Raw genomic sequence first — 19,296 nt, 5'->3', positions numbered from 1 at the left:
CAGTATCGGCTCAGGCGATGACACCTGCCCCGATTTCACAGCCCGAAAGCCTGATTACGGAAGTCGCTGCTGCCTGCGGCGTCGGTAGGACACGTATCAACGGCGTGTGCGTGGCACGGACCGCCGTCCGGCATACCCGTCGGGCGGTTCGCAGATGTGTGAGAGGGACGACGTGCTGATTGGTTGTCCTCAAGGACAATACGCAGATTGGTGCGTCGCGATTAGAGTTCTGGAGTACCGACCCCAACGGTACATCGACGCCCCCACCGGCCTCAGTCTTTCCAGACTGAGGCCGTCTTGCGCCTGAAAGGTTGGACGGACCTGGTCACCTTGTGGGATTTATCGACGCGGGAAACAACTCCCTGCAACGCTGATGCCGGCACGCCAACAATCAGCCTTCGAGAGCCGGTCATCGTCAACTGACGAAGCCGACGCTGCAGGTGAATAGCGCAAACACAAAAAGCAAATGTTTACGCAATTTACCACTCGACCATCAACGCGATGGTCTTCATTTTCTGGTCTGATAATTGCCTTGCGCACCTTGTTTGGTCGGATGCTCGGAGTGGTCCTGTCGTAGTGGAGGTGGCGGCATGTCCGAAATGGTCGAAGTGCTCGCCGGAACGAGTTTATTTCTACTCGCCTTCTCGCTGCTGATATTCGACATCCCCCGCTACACCTTATCGTTGGTGTCTCTTGCTCTGTTCAACTCGAAGCGGCGAAGCGCCAGTGGGACGGTTTGCCAAGCGAGGGTAAGCGTGATTATCCCGACGTTCAACGGCGGCTCCGGGCTTGCTCCTTCGATCAGTTCGCTGCGCCGGCAAACCCTCCGACCTGTCGAAATCATCGTCGTCGACGACGGCTCCACCGACGAAACACGTGCGGTCGCGGAGCGGGCGAGAGCGCAGGGGCAGGTTGACATGGTCATCTGCCATGGGACGCGCTGCGGCCGCAGCGCCGCCATCAACGCTGCAGCACGGTTTGCCCGCGGCGATCTTCTCTTGACCGTAGATGCCGACACTGTCTTCGAACCGAACGCGGTTGAGCGCCTCGCGGCTGCGTTCAGCGATCCGCTCGTCGCCGGCGCAAGTTGCAGCATCGCGATCAGCAACGAGCGCGACTCGATATGGACAGGACTTCAAAGCGTCGAATACCTGATGTCGATCACCGCGGGGCGGTCGATCCTAGACGTGGTGGATGCGATCGCGTGTCTGTCCGGCGCCTGTTCCATGTATCGCCGGGATATTTTCGCGCAGCAGGGCGGGCTCGACGTCGGCCCGGGAGAGGATATGGAATACACCTTGCGGCTCCGCAGGCTCGGCTATGTCATTCGCTTCGTGTCCGACGCCTGGGCGGAAACAGCCGCCCCCGCAAGCGGCATAAGTCTGCTGCGCCAGCGCGCGCGCTGGGATCGCGATGCTCTGCGCATCCGTTTCATGATGTATGGCGAGCTGAGTTTTCGCCACCCGCTAGAGCGTTTACCGGACACAATCCAACGGCTGGACTTCATCGTCTTCGATCTCGTTCCGACGCTCAGCCTGCCATTCTACTTGGCCTACATTGTGCTGTTGTTCGGCTCGGATGCCGTGTTGTTTCTTTCGGCGATATACGTGCTGCTGCTCTGGATCTCGGTCTTCAATATGGCACTTGTGTTCGCCCTATTCCATCGATCCGTCGGAACCTTCGGCTGGAAGATGGCGCTGATCTTTCCGCTTTACCAAGGCGTCTATCTGAAGTGCGCGCGGTTCTTTTCCTACTCTTCGGAAATCATCTTTGCCTCGTCGCGGAACGATGATTTCGTGCCGCCGCGCGTTCGCCGTGCACTATTCGGCGATCGGACGAAGGAAGTGGCCAAATGACCATCACGCTAACACGACTCGATCCCCATATCCCCGACCCCATCGAGAGCCGTCGGCGCGCGGCGGGACGGGCTGTCCGCGCCGCCTATGCGACAATCGTATTCGGCATACTCGCATTCTTTGTCGTCTATTTCGGGAGGCCAATTCTCTATCTCGGCGGGCCGGGCAGCGTGTCCTCACCAAGATATTTGATTTCACTGCCTTACATCGTGCAGATCAACAGCATCACGGTGCTGAGAGGTGCATCGGTCAAGGCCGGCGAAGAAATCGGAAGGGTTCGGTCTCCGCAGCACGATGAAATTGTCGCCACCTATATGCGCTCGCTCGCGGACATCGCCGGCCGCAGAGCGGAACTGCGTGTCAAGGCCCGGGTTGCGCGCGAATCTCTCGACGCGGCGCGCTCACATCTGCGGCTTGCTGAGGAAGCCGTCGAACTTATCGCAAACTCATCAGCCGCGAGCCTGAATTACCGTATAGACATGTCCCGGGAGCGCGCCTTGGCGAACAAAGCCGTGGTCTCGCAGGAGGCGGAAGCCGCCGAAGCCAGCACTCAATTGGCCGCTCTCGACGAATTCAGCCGGCAACTCGGTGATCGCCTCGAAAAGGTTGAAAGCAGCTTTGCAGATGGGAGAGTCTTCGCGCCCATAGCTGGCATAGTCGCGAACAATCCTGCGCGCGCCGGCCAATCGCTGGTGGCGGGCACTCCGATTGCAGAAATTCTCGACCCCACTGATGTCTTCGTCGACTGGTACGTTCCTAACGAACGCCTGTCCGATCCAAAAGTCGGCAACGAAGTGTTTGTCCTGTTCGGCAACCGGCGAATTCTGGGCGAGATCATTGAAATCCTGCCGGTGTCAGATGTGTACCCGGGACCGGGCTCGTCAGTGGCGCGCGAGCGTACCGCCTCGCAAATCGCGCGAATTAGGTTCAGCCCAGGCGCGCATCTCCCGGCGCTGAACTCGGCCGTCGACGTCCACATGCACTATACGCAACTCAGCGCGCGGATCGCTTCCGTGCTGGTGGGACTATTCGGGCTCGACGAGCTGTGAGAGGGAGCGAGGTGCAGCATGCAGATCGAAGGGACTCAAACGAATTGCCCGGCTTGCGGCTCATCCGCTCTGATCTCGTTTCCAGTATTCCACCACATGATCTGCGCCTACGTTGGTCCGGAGTATGACTTCGCACCAAGCATCGCGGGATATACGTGCCCGAAGTGCTGCCGCGACATTGTGTCGGCTGACCCAGCATGCGAGATCCTGGGCACTAGCGCGCGGTGCACAAGGTGTTGGGTTGAGATGGTGGTGTCCCCAGCGTGTGCTCCGGCTGGCTTGTAAGGACTAGCGGCGATCTCGGGCTTGTCCGTCGCCAGACGCAAAGTTGGACGTACGGTCATTCTATGCGCTGAGCAGCAAGTCCGGATGGAGCGCAGCGGCGTAATCCGGGAAGGTGCCGAATGCCGGGCGAGCGGCCCCGGATTACGCTTCGCTTCCGCCTTCGCTCTTAGAGCTACGGCGGACAAGCCATCCGGGCTACATGATGACCTGCTATCCGCCGAAATCCCGTGGGCTGAACGGCAGGTCCATCACCTTCCATTCCCCGTATTTGTCGGCCGGCAGCATCTTGTAGGGCTGGCAGGCCTGAAGCGCGCTCATGGCGGACTTCACAAGCGCCACGCCCTTCGCGGACGGCGGGGCTTCGATCAGGATCGGCTCGCGCGCCAGCGTGCCGTCGGTGGCGAGCACCGTGCGCAGCTTTATGTTGACGTTGTCGGTCGGCGCGACCCCCGCCGGCAGCTTGGCGCAGCTTCGCAAGTGACGGCGCAGCTCGGCGATGATTTCGGCCGGCAGCTTGGCCGCGATTGAATCCTTGGCATCGCCGCCATCGTCCTTGGGGGCGTCCTTCGGCAGCTCCGTCGGCAATTCCGGCGGCAGGCCCAGCATGACACCGTACTTGACGGTGACGTCGGGCTCCGGCGCCTGATAGGACGGGGGCGGCGCGGCCTCTGGCTGCGGCATCGCTTGCGGCAGGAGTTGCGGCGTGGGGGGCTGCGGCATGGCCTGAGGCGGCGGCGACTGCGATGGCTGAGGCTGTGGCTGTTGAGGCTGCGGTTGCGTCTGCGTGTTTGCCTCGCGCTGCTGCTGAGGCGTCTGTGAAGGCTGTGGCTGCGGCTGTTTTTGCTGCGGCTGTTCGGGCGAGGCCTGCTGCTTCGAGGACGGTGCTGCGGCCTGCTGCTTCGCCTCGGGCTTCGGCGCGGCGGCCGCCTTGTCCTTGTCGGTGAAATCCAGCTTCGGCAGTTTCAGGTCAGGGGTCGGCTCCGGCGGCTTCGCCTTGAGTTTTTCCTCGGCCTTCTCCTCGGCCTTGGCCTCCTCCTGCTTCACCTGCTCCGGCGTCACGATGCTGACGGAAACCGATTCGGGCGGGCTGGCGTGAAACGGATGGACTTCGCTGATCACGATGATCAGCGCGACCAGCGTCAGATGGGCGATCGCCGACGCTGCAATGTCCGTCCGTATGATCTTCCGCAGTTCCATCGCCTGACTTCAGGTTGCCAAGCTGGTCCTAGCATACGGCAGCCCCCTCTCAATCCCATTTTGGCGCGAAGCCGAAATCGGTCAGGCGGCCCTTGGGACTGGCCAGCGCGGCGATTTGGGCCATCTCGTCGTCCGAAAGCTCGAAATCGAAGATCTCGATGTTTTCCGACAGGCGTTCGACGCGCGAGGTGCGCGGGATCGCAGCGACATTCTGTTGCAGCAGCCAGCGCAGGCAGATCTGCGCCGGCGTCTTGTGATGCAGACGCCCGATCTCGGCGAGCGTCTGGTCGCTCTTGATCCGCCCCCTGGCGATCGGGCTGTAGGCGACCAGAGCGAGCCCGTGCTGATCGCAGGCCGCCCTCACCTTCGTCTGGTCGAGATAAGGGTGGTATTCGACCTGGTTGCAGGCCAGCGGCTCCGGCGACAACGCCACCGCCTGTTTGATCAGCGCCACGGTGAAATTGGAGACGCCGATGTGGCGGGTCAGGCCCGTGCGCTTGGCATGCGACAGCGCGCCCAACGTCTCCTCCAGCGGCACGTGCGAATTGGGCCAGTGCAGCAGCAAGAGATCGACGGAGGGAAGCCGCATGCGCACCAGACTCTCCTTGACCGAGCGTTCGAGATCGTGGGGCGCGAAATGATTGGTCCAGACCTTCGTCGTCAGGAAGATGTCGTCGCGGCGCACGCCGGAGGCGCGCAGGCCGTCGCCGACCTCGCGCTCATTCTCGTAGACCTGTGCGGTATCGATGTGGCGATAGCCGAGCCGCAGTGCCTGCTCGACCACACGCGCGCACATGCGCCCGCTCAGCTCCCAGGTTCCCAGCCCGATCGCCGGTATCCTTGCGCCATTGGTCTCGACGAACAGCATGAGGAATCCTCTCTGTCGCGGTCGCCCCAAATCATCATCCAGGCGTCATTATGAACCCGGCTGGCGACACTGCCAACGGGCGACGTCGGCGGCCGAGCCGGATCTTCGGCGCAATGCTAACGGGAGGTTCGCGCCAAGCCCTGACTCAAGCCATGACGTCAGGCTTTGAGCTCAGGCTTTGGCGAGCGCCTGGAACACGGTGTCGGGCGCATGCGCGATCACGGCGAGCAGCGCGCGGGCGGGTCCCCGCGGGGCCCGCTTGCCCTGCTCCCAGTTGCGGATGGTCTCGACGGGAACGCCGAGCTTCGCCGCAAACTCCATCTGCGTCAGGCAGGCGCGGCGGCGTAAATCGCGCACGGCGAGCGAGCTGGCTTCGGCCGGCGCTGCGTTGGGTACCGGCTGGATTGGAAATGGCTGGACCGGAAACTCCTGCCCATCCCGCAACTCGACGATCCGTCCGTCCGCCTTCAGCCGCACACGCATGCTCATTCCCCCAAGCAAGGCGATGATGCGGCAGGCCGCTTAAGTTCGAATTAAAGATGAAGGCCAGTAGCCCGGATGGAGCGCAGCGCAATCCGGGGCGTCTCTGGAGCCGACCCGGCGGCCCGGATGACGCTTCGCTCCATCCAGGCTACGGATTTCAACAGCTCCTACCTGAGCCCGAACCACAAGGTCGCAATTCCCAGGAAGGAGAAGAAGCCGACGACGTCGGTGACCGTTGTCACGAACGTGCCTGACGCCACCGCCGGATCGGCTCGCACGCGTTCGAGTGCCATCGGGATCAGGATGCCGCCGAGCGCGCCGGCGAAGAGGTTCACGATGATCGCGAGTCCGATGACGATGCCAAGGCCCGGGATCCTGAACCAGGCCACCGCAGCGACGCCCGTGATCACGGCAAAGGCGAGACCGTTGACGAGGCCGACCAGACCCTCGCGCACCACGACGCGCCATGCATTGGAGGAGCCGAGCTCGCGCGTCGCCAGCGCCCGCACCGCGACCGTCATGGTCTGGGTCGCGGCATTGCCGCCCTGGCTTGCGACGATCGGCGCCAGCACGGCGAGCGCCACCATCTTCTCGAGCTGGCCCTCGAACAGGCCGAGCACGGAGGACGCCAGAAAGGCGGTGGCGAGATTGACCAGCAGCCAGTTGAACCGCGCGCGTGCAATGGTGAACACCGTGTCGGACAGCTCTTCGTCGCTGTTGACGCCGCCGAGCGCCTTGAGGTCCTCGTCCGCCTCTTCCTCGATGACGTCGACAACGTCGTCGACGGTGATGACGCCGACGAGGCGGTCCTGGGTGTCGAGCACGGGGGCCGCGACGAGGTTGTACTTGCCGAACATGCGGGCCACCTCCTCCTGGTCCTCCAGGACGGAGACGCGGCGGCGATCCTCGTCAGTCAGCTCGGCAAGCGCCACCGGGCGGCGGGCACGCAGCAGCACGTCGAGCGAGACCGCGCCCTGCCAGTGCTGCTCCTTGTCGACCACATAGATCTCGTAGAAGCGGTCGGGCAGATCCGGCGTCTCGCGCATGTAGTCGATCGCCTGTCCCACCGTGAAATCCTGCGGCACCGCGATGAACTCGGTCTGCATCCGGCGACCGGCGGAATTTTCCGGATAAAGCAGGCTGCGCTCGAGCACGACGCGCTCCTTGAGCGGCAGCTTCTCGAGGATCTCCTCCTGATCGGCCTGATCGAGCGTTTCCAGCAGCTCGACCGCGTCGTCGGATTCGAGCTCGCGCACACCTTCCGCGACCGTCTGCGGCGGCAATTCCTCGAGGATCTCCTCGCGCACGCCCTCGTCGAGCTCGTTCAGCGCGGAGAAGTCGAAATCGCGTCCCGTCAGCTCGACCAGGCGGACCCGATCGTCGGGCTCGAGAGCCCCGATGAGATCGCCGAGATCGGCCTCGTGCAGCTCGGCAACGCAGGCCCGCAGCGCGGCGCTGTCGCCGGCCTCGATCGCATGGGCAATTTCCGCGACGAATTCGTGACGAATTTCGCCGTCTTCATTGCGCATCGGCACGTGGTCGAGTACCGATTCCGCGGCAGACGCGGCACCGTCCAGATGTTCATCCATGGCGCGCCTCGCCGTCCGACAGGTTGGAACGAGTGGTCTGAGCTGTTGGTTCAGGCAATACCCACAAGGCAACTCCGAGCGCAATGACAAAGATGCTTCGACTGAGGCGGACCTCGATGGCGGCAGGCGCAGCCCTCGCGGCCCTCACCGGCATCGCCTCGACTAAAGCCGCCGAGTGCCCGCGCAAGGACGCGCTCGGCACCTCCCGCATTCTGAGCGTCGACGCCAAGACCACGCCGCGCGTGGGCCTGAAGAGCTTTCCGCAGACGTTGGCCCTCGCCGATCACGAGGTCGTGCTAACCTTCGACGACGGACCGCATCCGCCGACGACGTCGAAGGTATTGGCGGCGCTGGCGCAGGAATGCGTGCGCGCGACCTTCTTCCTGATCGGCCTGCACGCCTCCGAACACCCTGAGATGGTCAAGCGCATCGCGCGCGAGGGCCACAGCATCGGCCACCACACCTTCTCGCATCCGTTCATGGCGCGGATCCCGCTCGAAAAAGCGAAGACCGAGATCGACCGCGGCATTGCCGCCGACGAGATGGCGCTGCACGGCACGCCGACGACGATACCCTCGACGCCGTTCTTCCGGTTTCCCTATTTCGAAGCGACGCAAGCCGAGCTCGACCTGCTCCAGTCCCGCGGCATCGTCGTGTTCGGGGCTGACCTGTGGGCCAGCGACTGGAACGAGATGACGCCGGAGCAGGAATTGAAGCTCGTCACCGAGCGGCTCGCCGCCGCCGGCAAGGGGATCATCCTGTTCCACGATCCCAAGGCGCGCACGGCCGCGATCATGCCGGCCTTCCTGCGGTATCTGAGGGAGAACGGCTATCGGGTGGTTCACGTCGTGCCGGCGGGCGCATCGCAGAAGAGTGCCGACGCGCATTGATGCCGGAATGTCACGCCGGCGCAAAATGGGGTGATTTGGGCCCTATTAACAGTCTGTTCATGCTACGCCATGCAAGTATTGAAGGGACTTGCAACGGCAACGGTTCTTGCGCCTGAACCGTTTGCTGATGTCTCCGACCTACTATGGCGGCAATCGCGCAAGAGGGCAGACGGGGTTCATGATCGGAAGCAGCGTTGTTGCCCGGACGCGATCGTGGATCGTCCTTTGCCTTGGCGGATTCCTTGGCGGATTGCTTGGTGTCCTGACCATCGGCGCGCAGGCGGCCATTGCGGCCGAGTGCCCCGGCCATCCGGACGCGCTCGGGACCTCCCGCACGCTCGTGGTCGATCCGCACGAGCATCCCCGCATCGGCACCATGCAGTACCGCGAGACGCTGCCGCTGAAGGACCATGAAGTCGTCCTGACCTTCGACGACGGCCCCTTGCCGAAATATTCCAACCAGGTGCTGCAGATCCTCGCCGACGAGTGCATCAAGGCGACCTTCTTCATCATTGGCGAACAGGCCAAGGCGAACCCGGAAGGCGTGCGCAAGCTGGTCGCAGCGGGCCATACCGTCGGCACGCACAGCATGAACCATCCGCTCACAATGGACCGGATGCCGCTCGACAAGGCCGAGGCGCAGATCAATGGCGGCATCGAGTGGACATCGGCCGCAATGACCGATCCGTCCAAGCTCGCGCCGTTCTTCCGCATTCCCGGCCTGATGCGCGCCGACGGCGTCGAGAACGTTCTGATCTCGCGCGGGATCCAGGTCTGGAGCGCCGATTTCCCGGCCGATGACTGGCGCCATGTGTCGTCCGACCGCGTCTATCAGCTCGCGATCCAGCGGCTTGAGGCCAAGGGCAAGGGCATCCTGCTGCTGCACGACATCCAGGCCCGCACCGTGGCGGCGCTGCCGAAGATCATCCGCGATCTCAAGGCACGCGGCTATCGCATCGTGCACGTGGTGCCCGCGACCCCCGAGCAGCCGGCGACGCCGACAACGCCGGTCGAATGGCTGCTGCATCCGCCGACCGAGACCACACCGATCGCGCGCTGGCCGGCCGTGCCGAACTTCGTGTTCGCGCAGACCAAGATGCTTCCGGCACCCTCGCTGGCCGACCTCAACGCACAGGCCGCGCACCAACCGCTGCTGCCGCACAAGACCATGGCGCTCGCCAATGTCGCGGCCACCCTGCCCGTGCCTGGCCGCGATCTCTTTGCGATCCCGGAAGGCTCGGTCGAGGTGCTGCTGTCGACGACCTTGTCGCGGCGCGCCGCGACGCGCCTGGCGATGGCAGCCGAGACGCCCCGCGCGGCCAAGAGCAAAGCCGGCAAGGCGCGCGCTCCCCGCACCGCGCACGCTGTTCATGGCACACCGAAGCATGCCGCAGAGGCCGAGGGCACTACCCCCAAGAGCACTGCGCCCAAGAGCGCCGCGCCGCGCCCGACCCGCGTGGCGAGCCTGAAGAAGCGCGCGCAGTAGAGCTTACTGTCGCATGATGTTGGCGACGCAGAGCAAGACGATCAGCGCCAGGAAGAACAGGTCCATATAGGACTTGACCTCGCCGTCGCGCCGCAGCCGGGCGACGTCAATCACGACCTGCCTGCGCGCGTTCGTTCCGCCCGCGCCGTCATTGATCGGCCCTTGCAGCCGCTTGGTCTCAGCCTCCAGCCGCTCGATCTTCTGGTAGAAGTAGAACGCCCGCAGCGTCGAAGCTGCGCGCATGCCGGTATAGACCAGCACCAGGATCGCGATGATCGCCCGGTTCTGGTACTTCTCCATGAAATTCAGGCTGAAATAGACCATCGCCATGAATGCGAAGTTGGTCACGAAGCGATAGACGAAGCTTAAAAAGACCATGCGGGCTCAAGCCTTGGAGGGTGGCGCAACCGGACCGTGTTGCAAATGCGGGGATCAGGAGCCCAGACCGGAACAGCCGGCCTGAATGCCATGCAGGCCCGTCTACGCCAACTTTGTTTCAACAAAGATACTATTGCCCCTGCAATGCCGCCTTTTAGCCACGCCCGGCCATAATGCAAGCCGGAGCAAGGCCGCCGGTGCCTTCCGCGCGCCTGTTGGATGCAACGGCTCCTTGGAGATTTGGCGGAAGTCCCGATAGACTGGGGCCGCCACATGTGGGGTCTGCCGATGCCGAAGAAGGGAATCACCGGCCACGACGACTGGGTTCTGACCGAGGCGCTGGCGACTGCCTTAGTCGCGCTGGAACAGCTCGACACCAAGCACCAGCCGAGCGCGCATATGGACGACATCCGCAAGATGCTCTCGAACGGCAAGGAGCCGGCGGCGGTGAGCCTGCATCTCGCACAGGCCAAATGCCGGCTGTTTCCCGACCTCGATCCGCTGGAGATCTACCGGGAATACGGCATCGGCGAAGAGTATGGCTGAGAGCGCCGTTGACCGGCCGGACCTAAGGTCCGCCGGCGACAGATCCGGCGATCACCATGACCAACGCGGCCAAGTCGATCTTGCCGTTGACGATCAGCTCCTCCGAGGCTTTCGCGTCGTCCGCCCGTTCGACCTTCAGCGATTGCGGCCGGTTGGCCGCCTGCCGCTTCAGCTCCTCGACGATGGCTTCCGTGAGTTTCTCTTCCAGCATGGGCTTGTCCTCAGGCCGCCATCGCACGGCAGGATTGTGCGCAGGAGCGGCACATTGCGACGCACTCCTCCATGCCGCCGACCCGCTCGCAATCCTCGGCGCATTCGCTGCAGATTTCGGCGCATTCGCCGCATGTGTGCCGGTGATGCGGCGTGTTGATCAGCATGAAATGCGCCGCCGTCCGGCACATTTCGGCGCACGCCATCATCAGGCGGAAATGCTTGGGCTCGACGTGCTTGCCGCCGGTCTCGAGGCAATGGTTCATCGCGGTGCCGAGGCAGGTCTGGTAGCAGCTCATGCAGAGCGCGATGCAGCGCGTCATGTCTTCGGATTGAGCCATCCGGTGTCTCCAATGCTCGCCCCCTGCATGGGTCAACCAGTGGGATGTTGCGATCGTTCCTGCCGTCCTGCCGATTGTGACACCGGGGAACTTCGCGAAGCTAGCCGTAACGCCTCGCGCGCACCGCCCGGTAGCGAGCATCGGTCTGCGGCTTGATGAACAGCGCCGCCACGCTTGGATGGCGTTTGCGTATCTCGGCCTCGATCGAAACGACGCATCGCTCGATGTCGTCGGCGCGCTTGTCATCCGCAAATTCGATGCTGAGGGCCGCAACGATCTCGACCGGCGACAGCTGCACCGTCAGAAGACCGTTGGCCCTGAGCACGCCGGGCGAACGTCTTGCGATGTCGAGGACCGATCGCGCAAGTTCCGGATCGGCAGGCTCGCCGATCAGCAGGCTCTTGCTCTCGCGCGCGAGACCGATCGACACGATCGCCAGCAAGATCCCGATCAGGATCGAACCGATCCCGTCCCAGACCGGCTGGCGCAGCCATACGGCCGCCGCGGTGGCCGCCGCGGCAATGGCGATGCCGACCAGCGCCGCGCTGTCCTCGAGCAGCACCATGAATGCCGGAGGATCCTTGCTGCGAACGAAAGCCTGGTAATAACCGAACCGCCGGCCGTCCGGGCCGAAGCGCCGCAGGGCAACCAACCAGGAGCCGCCTTCAAACAGGAACGACAGCCCGAGCACCACGAAGCTGACGATCGGACTTTCGATCGGCTCGGGTGCGGCGACATGCAGAATGCCCTGATACAGCGAGACACCGGCGCCCAGGGCGAAGATCAGCAGCGCAACGATGAAGCTCCAGAAATACAGCTCGCGCCCATAACCGAGCGGATGGGATTCGTCGGGCGAACGGCTTGCGCGCCGGTAGCCGTAGAGCAGCAGGATCTCGTTGGTCGTGTCGACGAGCGAATGCACCGCTTCGCTCGTCATGGCCGAACTTCCCGTCCAGGCGGCGGCGCCAATCTTCGTGACCGCGACCAGGACATTGCCGAAGAGCGCCGCATAGACCGCGGTCTTCGAGGATGATTCTGTTGCCAATGTCCGATACCCCGCTCCTCATGCCAGCCGCCGCGGCAAGCTGTGATGGATGGTGCAGGCGGCGACCGCGGCGTGGCCGAACGCGACCGAGATCTGGTGCAGGTCGGTAACGACGTCGCCGATCCCGTAGAGCCCATCGACTGAGCTGCGCTGATGGTCGTCGACTTTCAGGTAACCCTCCCCGGTATGCTCGGCCCCCAGCTTCATCGCGAGATGCGAGCGCACCTCCGCACCCATCGCGGGGTAGACCATCTCGAATTGCGCAGTGTGGCCTCCTGCGAAGACGGCTTCGATGCTGTCGTCTCTCCGCCTCAGGCGCAGGCCGGGCGCGACGACGATCTCGACACCCGCTTCATTCAGCTCCTGTGCGGCGGTCTTCCCGTCATCCTCGCCCGTTGCCAGCAGCGTCACGTCGCGCGAGTAGCCGCGCATGAAGAGCGCCTTGCCGGCGGCGCGGTCAAGCGGACCGACGATGCCGATACGACGGCCGATCGCCTCGAAGGCGTCGCAAACGGGACAGTAGCGCAACAGCCCGTCCGCGACCGCCGCGCGCCATTCGTCGAACGGCGGATGGACGTCGACGATGCCGCTGGCAAGGATGACGGTGGCGGCCGTATGCGCGCCGCCGTTCCAGATCGCCTGAAAACCGTGATCGTGTCGTCGCAAGCCGGTGACCTCGGCATCAACGCGCGTGACCGCGAGCTCGCTGAGTTGCGCGGACATGCGCGCGAGCAGGTCGGTGCCGGACAGGCCGTGGACGAAGCCCGGCACATTGTGACTGCGCGGGATCAGCGCCGCCCGGCTCGCGCCTGCGTCCACGACACAGACGCGGCGCCGAAATCGCGCGAGGTAGATCGCAGCCATCAGCCCGGCGGGGCCCCCGCCGACGATCAGGCAATCATACGGCTGATCATACTCCGTCATTTTGGGTTTGGATCGGACAGGCCCGCACCCGGCTCGCGAAGCTGTCCACTCCGCGCCAGCCGGACCGCATTGCCGAGTGCGCGCGCGACGTTCTGCACCTCTGTCTGGAATGCCCTGTCGTCGTCGAGGTCGCCGTGCGAGGTGGCGTATGGCTCCATGTAGCCGACATAGCCATCGAGCTCGGCGAAGCGGCCCGCCGAGATCAGCTGCATGTCGGTCAGCCAATCCGACAAGGCCCGGCGCACACCCTCGGCACCGACCGCATCGCCGTGAACGACGAGACCAAAATGACGGCCGGCGAGATGGCGCGGATAAGACCAGCCCTTCAGCTCCAGCGCCTTGGCTTCGTCCGCCTTCTTGCCGTGGGTCGAGGTCGGATCGGGATTGCCGCCGTCGGCGCAGACCATGCGATCCATCATCGCCTTCAGTCCGGCGGGCACGTGATACCAGTTCACCGGCGTCACGATCAGGATGCCGTGGGCGGCGACCCACAGCGGATAGATATCGTTCATCCAGTCGTCGGTCTGCCCCAGCGAATAGTTCGGATAGCAGCTGCACGGCCAGTGGCAGAGCGGCATCGCGGTTCCGACGCAGGATTTGCAGGGATGGATCGTCTTGCCGAACTCCGAAGCCAGGCGCGACAGATCGAGGATGTCGACGGCAAAGCCAAGCTCGGCAAAGACCGGCTCGGCGAGCTCGACCAGACGCCAGGTCTTGGACATCTCGCCGGGACAGGTGTGCTCGCTGCGGGCCGAGCCGTTGATGATGAGGATGCGCGGCGTCTCGTCCGCATCGTCATGGCGTCGCTGCGCCGCCAGGATCTTCGCGCGCGCATCAAGCCAGTCGACGGCGATGTCGTAACCGGGATCGGCGAATCCCGCGCCCGCCTTTCGCGTCAGCGGGGCCTTGCGTGAACCGCTGTAGGCATCCCAGGCCGCGCCGACGATCGCGTCGAGCTCGCGCTGGAGCGGTGCAAAGGCGGGATCGACGAACCGGCTCCGGTAGCGACGCTCGAACGCCTCGCGCGAGAGCTTGACGGGCGGCATCCCCTTGCGAACGTCGGCTTCCGTCATGCTGGCTCCTCGCGAGGTCGGTACAGTCCGACCAACCCGGGGCGCAGCGCGCGGTTCCTCGTCGCTCTCCTCTCGTCGCTCTACTGGCGGACAACTTCCAGCGGCACATCGAACTGCGCGATGCGCTGGTCCAGCCGCCACAGTTCGATGCGGTGCACCAGCACGAGCGAGGCGGCCTCGCGCTTGGCCTGTTCGTCATCGTCGCAGACCAGGTTGATGCATCCAAACACATGCCCGTCCGGATCGATCTGGAAAGCACGGTAGTGCTTGATGCTCCGCATCATCATCATCCTCGTCTCGGGTAGACGGGTTCGCTCAACCAGTCCGTCAGGTTCGAGGTCACTTCGTTCTGCATGGCGCGCCGAAGCAGCATGTCGCGCTCCTTGCCGGGCGGCAGGCTGCGCGCGCGCTCGCGGGCGGTTTCGGCGAATGCCGCTAATCGCTCCTGGAGCGATTGGGTTTGTTTCCTGCGGTTGCGTTTGGCGGTCATTGTACTTTCACAAAACCCTTTGGATGGAAGGAAATTGGCCCCGGCGGGAGGTCGGCGCCGGGGCCGGAGTTTCGTGCCGGTTGGGGCGGCCCAGACCGGCAGCGTTCAGAGCTTCGGCCGCAACCGCAGGTTCCTGCATTTCAGTAAGTTAACGGTGCGTGATTTTGCGGTGCGAAGGACAGCGGCCGAGCAGCGCCGGACGCCCGCAGCGGGGCGCCATGGGGCGCGTGCTGCACGTTCACTTCGTCGGCTCCTATTCCGGCGGCACAAGGTGTTGGGCGGGCTGCTCTTCGCGATCGTCGCGAAGAGCCTTGAGCTCCGCACGCAACATCGCACTTTCCATCACCACGCGGCGCACCTCGCGCTTCGCATTTTCAAGCTGATCCGCGACCGCTCTGTGCTGCGCCCGAAGGACGCGGCTTGCTTCGATCGCGCGCTCAGCGCGGGAAAGGAGGACGTCGTTCATGGAGCGAGAGTATAAAAGCTTCGCGACGAAGGCGCCTTTACGTAAGTTACGTAAGTTGCTCAAAACCAGCCGTCCGCTCAAAAACAGCCGCGAACACTAACCTGGATCAAGTACCTCGGAACACCCGATCGGATACCGGACCAACGACCGTTCCCAGGCGAGAAAGCGCTTAGGCCCGTCGATAGAGTTGCAGATAGCTCGGCGAGAACAGCGCCGCGTCCTTGAGAGCATCGAGATCGGTGATGGTCAGCGTGCGATCGCGCAGCACGATCAGGCCGGAGGCACGCAGCTCCTGAACCGTGCGGTTGAGGTGGACCACCGACAGGCCGGTGGCGTCCGCAAGATCCATTTGCGTCACCGGCATCACGCAGGAATTGCCCTCGACCATGCCGACGGGCCGCAGCCGCTCGATGATCTCGCAGAACAGATGGGCCACGCGTTCGAAGGCCACCCGGCGGCCGAGATTGATGGCCCATTCGCGCTGGATGGCGTTGTTGACGAGGGTCTCGCACCAGAACGCTTCCGCGAGCCCACGGTCGCCCGCCACCAGACCCTCGAACCGCGCGCGCTTGATTTCGGTATAGACGACCGGCGTCATCGCCGCGATGGAATGATCCATCACCGACAGCAGGAACGCGTGCGCGTCGCAACTCTCGCCCGGAAAGAGAAAATTGACGATCTGGCGCCTGCCATCCTCGAGCGTCTTGTAGCGGCAGAGCCAGCCCGACAGCACCAGGCGCACGCTGTCGACCGGATCGCCCTCCGAGATCAGATCCTCGCCCGCCCCTGCGCGCTGGATTCCCTCGAGCATTGCGTATTCGAGCGAGGTGCGGGCCTCGGCCGACAACGATCTCAGCACGTTCAGCCGGCGAATGACCGGATCCAGCAGGCTGCGATCTAGCGTCGACAAGGGCATCAGTTGGCTACCGCCGGTGTATGAAACGCGCGCTTGCTGAGGGGAATGGCGATCGTGCATTCCAGTCCCCTCGGATTGAATGCCATCGTGGTCTGCCCCTTGAACTCGAACGCGAGTGTGCGCTCCAGGAGCTCGGTCCCAAATCCCTTGTGCGGCGGCGGCGCAACCGGCGGCCCACCGCGCTCCCGCCACTCGAATACCAGCTCCGCCGGCTCGGTGCCCTGCTCAATGCGCCAGGAAATCTCGATGCGACCCGTCGGCCGGCTCAGGGCGCCATATTTCAGCGCGTTGGTCGCGAGCTCGTGAATGGCAAGCGCGAAGGTTTCCGCGGCCTTCGAGTGAAAACGCACCGTGGGCCCGCTGACACGCACCTGCTCGCCTTCTCTCGCATTATAGGCCAGCAGCTCCTCGACCGCGAGGTATTCGAGATCAACGCCGCCCTCGGGGTCGCGGGTCACCAGCGCCTGGGTACGGGCGAATGCGTTGAGCCGGCCGTCGAGGTGGGAAGCAAACTCCTCGACCGTCGAGCTCGTATCGGCCGTGCGACGCGCGATCGAGCGCACCACGCCGAGCGTGTTGCGGACGCGGTGCTGGAGCTCGGCCAGCAGCAGGCGCTGCCGCTCCTCGGCGCGGGTAATGGCGGTGATGTCGACGAAAGTGATGACGACCCCGGCGATGAAATTGTCGATACTGCGATAGGGCAGGATGCGCACGATGTAGCGCGTGCCGCCGTCGGGGTCCCTCAGCTCGCGCTCGGCGATGGCGAGCGTGCGCAGCACGCCGCGAATGTCGTCATAGAGCTCCTCGATCGGGATGCGCGCCTTGATATGCGCGATGGGACGGCCCGTGTCGGTTTCGACGAGATGCAGAATTTGCGTGATCGCCGGCGTGAAGTTCATCACCCGCAAATCGTTGTCGAGGAACACGGTCGCGATCTGGGTGCTCTCCAGGAAATTCTCGAGGTCGCTGGTGGCGCGCGTCAATTCCTGGACGCGGTGGGCCAGCTCGCCGTTCACGGTGGTCAGCTCCTCGTTGACAGACTGCAGTTCCTCGCGCGAGGTTTCGAGCTCTTCGTTTGCGGACTGAAGCTCTTCGTTGAGCGACTGGTATTCCTCGTTCGAGGACTTCAGCTCCTCGTTGGTGCTTTCGAGTTCTTCGATGGTCGCCTGAAGGCGCTCCCGCGTCGCCCGCAGCTCGCCTTCGATACGCTCCACATGCTCGGTCTGCACCAGCGCATTGGGCTGGCCCTCTTCGGGATCAATGGCGCGGACCGGGCCTTCCTTGAACAGGACGACGAAATTGCGGTGGCCGCTGCCGCCATCCTGAATCGGCTCCACCGTGATGTCGACGAGAATGCGATGGCCGTTGGCGCCGAGTTGCACCTGCACGACATGGGCGGCCTCGTTGGTCTCCGTCGCGCGACTGAGCACCGCGCGCAGTTCCAGGCGGAGATCGCGGTGGACGAGTTGGAGCAGGTCTAGCGTAGCGACCCCTGCCGTCGGTTCGATGAAGCGGCCGGTGCGCCCGGAAAAATGCAGGACCTGAAAGTTGCCGTCGATGATGACATAGGCCGGCGAGTAGCGTTCCGCGACCCGCTGCGCGCGGCGCTCCAGCCCGACGTCGGGGCGGAACGAGCGCGCCGGCACCACCTCGAGGGTTGCCCTCCCCGCAGCGGTCGTGATTGGAAATTCCGGCGGCAGCCGCGTTCCGGTCTCGAGCTTCTTGAAGATGCGGGCGCGGCGGTCGATCGGCACGAACAGTTTTGGATGCCGCGTCACGTTCTCGGAATTGCCGAGGAACAGGTAGCGATCCGGCAGAAGTGCGAAATGGAATAGCGGGATCACCCGGTTCTGCAGTTCGGCATTGAGATAGATCAGCAGGTTGCGGCAGGAGACGAGATCGAGCTTGGAGAACGGTGCGTCCTTGATCACGTTATGCTGCGAGAAGATGCACATTTCGCGCAGCTCCTTGACCACGCAATAGGTGTCACCCTCGCGCACGAACCAGCGCGCCAGCCGCTCGCTGGTCATGTCCGCCTCGATCTTGGTGCGGTAGCGGCCGACGCGCGCGGTCGCCAGCGCCCGCCCGTCGATATCGGTAGCGAAGATCTGAACCTGCGGCGCGGAGTCCATTTTTGCCATGTGCTCGCGCAGGAGGATACCGATCGAATAGGCCTCCTCTCCAGTGGCGCAGCCGAGCACCCAGACGCGAACCTGCTGGCCCGCGGTCTTGCCTTCGAAGATCTTCGGGACGATCTGGCTCTCCAGCACCTCGAATTCGCGCTTGTCGCGGAAGAATTCGGTGACGCCGATCAAGAGATCGTTGAAGAGGTGCTGCACCTCGTCCTGGTCGTTGCGCAGGAAATCGACATAGGCGGAAATATCGGCGATCTGAACCACCTGCATGCGTCGCTGCACGCGGCGCAGAAAGGTATTCTGCTTGTAGCCGTGGAAATCATTGCCGGTCTTGCTGCGCAGGACGTCGGCAATGCGCGACAGCGAGGTCGCCGCAGCGGCCAAGACCTCGTCGAACCCCTGCTTCTCTTCCAGCCGCCGCAGATGACGGGCATAGACCTGGATGTGCTCGGCGATGTCTTCGGCGGTCAGCACGTAGTCGGCGATCGCGGCCGGCGTATCGGCGTCCTTCAGATGATCCGCCTCGTCGCTCGCGCCTTTTTCGGCGATCGCGAGACCACCGTGATCCTTCAGCGTCGCAGTACCCAGCGTGCCATCGCCGCCGATGCCTGACAGGATCACACCGATCGATTGCTCGGCGCGTTCTTCAGCCAGCGACACCAGGAAGCTGTCGATGGTGGCCCGCTCGCCCGGCGCCTGCTCGGCCTCTCGGACTGCGAAGCGCCCGCCACGGATGGTGGTGATCATCGCCGGCGGGCATAGGTAGATCGTGCCGCCCTCGATGGTCTGGCCGTCGCTGATGTCGGCGATCTTGCCGCCGCTGGAATTCTGCACGATCCGGCGCAGCCGGGGTTCATCGAGCGCCTCATGATGTTGAAGCGCCAGCACGACGGCCTGGTCGGCCCCAAGGGTCAACTTGCCAAAGAAGCGTTCGATGCTGCCCAGAGCGGTCGGCGGGGCACCCACCCCGATGATCAGCGGGGAGTTGATCTGGCGCTCTCTTTCGACCGACTGGTCGCCGACTTCATGCATGGTCTTCGGTGGCTCTCATTCAGTGCCGGGACCGGAT

At 64.0% G+C, this 19,296-nt stretch carries 20 protein-coding genes; 5 read left to right on the top strand and 15 right to left on the bottom strand.

Annotation, left to right across the window (positions count from 1 at the left end; translation table 11 throughout):
- Positions 1-590 precede the first annotated feature (590 nt).
- Complete coding sequence (locus tag IVB41_RS31075) at positions 591-1,856, top strand: glycosyltransferase (protein ID WP_247438050.1); 1,266 nt, start codon at positions 591-593, stop codon at positions 1,854-1,856.
- A complete protein-coding gene (locus IVB41_RS31070) occupies positions 1,853-2,905 on the top strand; it encodes an HlyD family secretion protein (RefSeq protein WP_027567366.1) in 1,053 nt (350 codons plus the stop codon). Before IVB41_RS31075 ends, IVB41_RS31070 begins: the two co-directional genes overlap by 4 nt.
- Before the next feature lie 495 nt (positions 2,906-3,400).
- On the opposite strand, the gene IVB41_RS31065 is transcribed toward IVB41_RS31070, so the two are convergent.
- The 4 genes from IVB41_RS31065 to mgtE form a co-directional block, all read right to left on the bottom strand.
- Positions 3,401-4,387, bottom strand: a complete 987-nt coding sequence (locus tag IVB41_RS31065; protein WP_247438047.1) for a hypothetical protein — start codon at positions 4,385-4,387, stop codon at positions 3,401-3,403.
- Between the two features lie 49 nt (positions 4,388-4,436).
- Positions 4,437-5,255 (bottom strand): aldo/keto reductase, encoded by an 819-nt coding sequence (locus IVB41_RS31060; protein WP_247438045.1) that lies wholly within the window; start codon positions 5,253-5,255, stop codon positions 4,437-4,439.
- A gap of 171 nt (positions 5,256-5,426) precedes the next feature.
- Entirely contained in the window at positions 5,427-5,744 is a 318-nt protein-coding gene (locus IVB41_RS31055; RefSeq protein ID WP_027567369.1) for a DNA-binding transcriptional regulator, read from the bottom strand.
- A gap of 161 nt (positions 5,745-5,905) precedes the next feature.
- On the bottom strand, positions 5,906-7,327 hold the full coding sequence (mgtE, locus tag IVB41_RS31050) for a magnesium transporter (RefSeq protein WP_027567370.1): 1,422 nt from the start codon (positions 7,325-7,327) through the stop codon (positions 5,906-5,908).
- A 116-nt stretch (positions 7,328-7,443) separates the two neighbouring features.
- Here mgtE and IVB41_RS31045 point away from each other — a divergent pair, with 116 nt between their 5' ends.
- Positions 7,444-8,217: a polysaccharide deacetylase family protein gene (locus IVB41_RS31045; RefSeq protein ID WP_247438043.1), complete on the top strand. Its 774-nt coding sequence runs from the start codon at positions 7,444-7,446 to the stop codon at positions 8,215-8,217.
- Between the two features lie 178 nt (positions 8,218-8,395).
- Positions 8,396-9,703: a polysaccharide deacetylase family protein gene (locus tag IVB41_RS31040; protein ID WP_247438041.1), complete on the top strand. Its 1,308-nt coding sequence runs from the start codon at positions 8,396-8,398 to the stop codon at positions 9,701-9,703.
- 3 nt (positions 9,704-9,706) lie between these two features.
- Here IVB41_RS31040 and IVB41_RS31035 read toward each other — a convergent pair whose 3' ends face one another.
- The gene (locus tag IVB41_RS31035; RefSeq protein ID WP_247438039.1) at positions 9,707-10,081 is read right to left on the bottom strand and encodes a hypothetical protein; all 375 of its coding nucleotides are present in this window, start codon (positions 10,079-10,081) and stop codon (positions 9,707-9,709) included.
- A gap of 288 nt (positions 10,082-10,369) precedes the next feature.
- Between IVB41_RS31035 and IVB41_RS31030 the strand changes: the two genes are divergently transcribed.
- Complete coding sequence (locus IVB41_RS31030) at positions 10,370-10,627, top strand: hypothetical protein (protein WP_007603214.1); 258 nt, start codon at positions 10,370-10,372, stop codon at positions 10,625-10,627.
- A gap of 22 nt (positions 10,628-10,649) precedes the next feature.
- Here the strand turns inward: IVB41_RS31030 and IVB41_RS31025 are convergent, their stop codons facing one another.
- The 10 genes from IVB41_RS31025 to IVB41_RS30980 form a co-directional block, all read right to left on the bottom strand.
- On the bottom strand, positions 10,650-10,838 hold the full coding sequence (locus IVB41_RS31025; RefSeq protein WP_247286900.1) for a hypothetical protein: 189 nt from the start codon (positions 10,836-10,838) through the stop codon (positions 10,650-10,652).
- Between the two features lie 10 nt (positions 10,839-10,848).
- Positions 10,849-11,178: a four-helix bundle copper-binding protein gene (locus tag IVB41_RS31020; protein WP_027567375.1), complete on the bottom strand. Its 330-nt coding sequence runs from the start codon at positions 11,176-11,178 to the stop codon at positions 10,849-10,851.
- A 100-nt stretch (positions 11,179-11,278) separates the two neighbouring features.
- Positions 11,279-12,223 (bottom strand): cation diffusion facilitator family transporter, encoded by a 945-nt coding sequence (locus tag IVB41_RS31015; RefSeq protein WP_247438037.1) that lies wholly within the window; start codon positions 12,221-12,223, stop codon positions 11,279-11,281.
- A gap of 18 nt (positions 12,224-12,241) precedes the next feature.
- Positions 12,242-13,147 carry an NAD(P)/FAD-dependent oxidoreductase gene (locus IVB41_RS31010; RefSeq protein ID WP_247438036.1) on the bottom strand — a complete coding sequence of 302 codons (906 nt, stop codon included), beginning with the start codon at positions 13,145-13,147 and terminating at the stop codon, positions 12,242-12,244.
- Positions 13,144-14,220, bottom strand: coding sequence for a flavodoxin family protein (locus tag IVB41_RS31005; RefSeq protein ID WP_247438024.1), 1,077 nt, complete (start codon positions 14,218-14,220; stop codon positions 13,144-13,146). Before IVB41_RS31005 ends, IVB41_RS31010 begins: the two co-directional genes overlap by 4 nt.
- Before the next feature lie 80 nt (positions 14,221-14,300).
- Positions 14,301-14,510 carry a hypothetical protein gene (locus IVB41_RS31000; protein ID WP_247438022.1) on the bottom strand — a complete coding sequence of 70 codons (210 nt, stop codon included), beginning with the start codon at positions 14,508-14,510 and terminating at the stop codon, positions 14,301-14,303.
- Entirely contained in the window at positions 14,507-14,710 is a 204-nt protein-coding gene (locus tag IVB41_RS30995) for a hypothetical protein (protein ID WP_247286906.1), read from the bottom strand. The genes IVB41_RS31000 and IVB41_RS30995 overlap by 4 nt, the downstream gene beginning before the upstream one ends.
- A gap of 253 nt (positions 14,711-14,963) precedes the next feature.
- Positions 14,964-15,257, bottom strand: a complete 294-nt coding sequence (locus IVB41_RS30990; protein ID WP_247286908.1) for a hypothetical protein — start codon at positions 15,255-15,257, stop codon at positions 14,964-14,966.
- Between the two features lie 88 nt (positions 15,258-15,345).
- Positions 15,346-16,092, bottom strand: coding sequence for a Crp/Fnr family transcriptional regulator (locus IVB41_RS30985; RefSeq protein WP_247286909.1), 747 nt, complete (start codon positions 16,090-16,092; stop codon positions 15,346-15,348).
- Positions 16,092-19,259 carry a CheR family methyltransferase gene (locus IVB41_RS30980; RefSeq protein ID WP_247438021.1) on the bottom strand — a complete coding sequence of 1,056 codons (3,168 nt, stop codon included), beginning with the start codon at positions 19,257-19,259 and terminating at the stop codon, positions 16,092-16,094. Before IVB41_RS30980 ends, IVB41_RS30985 begins: the two co-directional genes overlap by 1 nt.
- Positions 19,260-19,296 lie beyond the last annotated feature (37 nt).

Origin of the sequence: Bradyrhizobium sp. 44, assembly GCF_023073095.1 — a bacterium.
GTDB lineage: Bacteria > Pseudomonadota > Alphaproteobacteria > Rhizobiales > Xanthobacteraceae > Bradyrhizobium.
The sequence above is the reverse complement of the archived record's forward strand: the minus strand, read 5'-3'. Positions and strand labels throughout refer to the sequence as shown.

Bases quoted from the DNA above. Each gene is read 5' to 3' on its own strand.
- mgtE (WP_027567370.1), bottom strand. From the start codon at position 7,327: ATGGATGAACATCTGGACGGTGCCGCGTCTGCCGCGGAATCGGTACTC.
- IVB41_RS30980 (WP_247438021.1), bottom strand. From the start codon at position 19,259: ATGCATGAAGTCGGCGACCAGTCGGTCGAAAGAGAGCGCCAGATCAAC.
- IVB41_RS31070 (WP_027567366.1), top strand. From the start codon at position 1,853: ATGACCATCACGCTAACACGACTCGATCCCCATATCCCCGACCCCATC.
- IVB41_RS31055 (WP_027567369.1), bottom strand. From the start codon at position 5,744: ATGAGCATGCGTGTGCGGCTGAAGGCGGACGGACGGATCGTCGAGTTG.
- IVB41_RS31035 (WP_247438039.1), bottom strand. From the start codon at position 10,081: ATGGTCTTTTTAAGCTTCGTCTATCGCTTCGTGACCAACTTCGCATTC.
- IVB41_RS31060 (WP_247438045.1), bottom strand. From the start codon at position 5,255: ATGCTGTTCGTCGAGACCAATGGCGCAAGGATACCGGCGATCGGGCTG.
- IVB41_RS31020 (WP_027567375.1), bottom strand. From the start codon at position 11,178: ATGGCTCAATCCGAAGACATGACGCGCTGCATCGCGCTCTGCATGAGC.
- IVB41_RS31040 (WP_247438041.1), top strand. From the start codon at position 8,396: ATGATCGGAAGCAGCGTTGTTGCCCGGACGCGATCGTGGATCGTCCTT.
- IVB41_RS31010 (WP_247438036.1), bottom strand. From the start codon at position 13,147: ATGACGGAGTATGATCAGCCGTATGATTGCCTGATCGTCGGCGGGGGC.
- IVB41_RS31005 (WP_247438024.1), bottom strand. From the start codon at position 14,220: ATGACGGAAGCCGACGTTCGCAAGGGGATGCCGCCCGTCAAGCTCTCG.
- IVB41_RS30985 (WP_247286909.1), bottom strand. From the start codon at position 16,092: ATGCCCTTGTCGACGCTAGATCGCAGCCTGCTGGATCCGGTCATTCGC.
- IVB41_RS31030 (WP_007603214.1), top strand. From the start codon at position 10,370: ATGCCGAAGAAGGGAATCACCGGCCACGACGACTGGGTTCTGACCGAG.
- IVB41_RS31075 (WP_247438050.1), top strand. From the start codon at position 591: ATGTCCGAAATGGTCGAAGTGCTCGCCGGAACGAGTTTATTTCTACTC.
- IVB41_RS31000 (WP_247438022.1), bottom strand. From the start codon at position 14,510: ATGATGATGATGCGGAGCATCAAGCACTACCGTGCTTTCCAGATCGAT.
- IVB41_RS30995 (WP_247286906.1), bottom strand. From the start codon at position 14,710: ATGACCGCCAAACGCAACCGCAGGAAACAAACCCAATCGCTCCAGGAG.
- IVB41_RS31025 (WP_247286900.1), bottom strand. From the start codon at position 10,838: ATGCTGGAAGAGAAACTCACGGAAGCCATCGTCGAGGAGCTGAAGCGG.
- IVB41_RS31045 (WP_247438043.1), top strand. From the start codon at position 7,444: ATGGCGGCAGGCGCAGCCCTCGCGGCCCTCACCGGCATCGCCTCGACT.
- IVB41_RS31065 (WP_247438047.1), bottom strand. From the start codon at position 4,387: ATGGAACTGCGGAAGATCATACGGACGGACATTGCAGCGTCGGCGATC.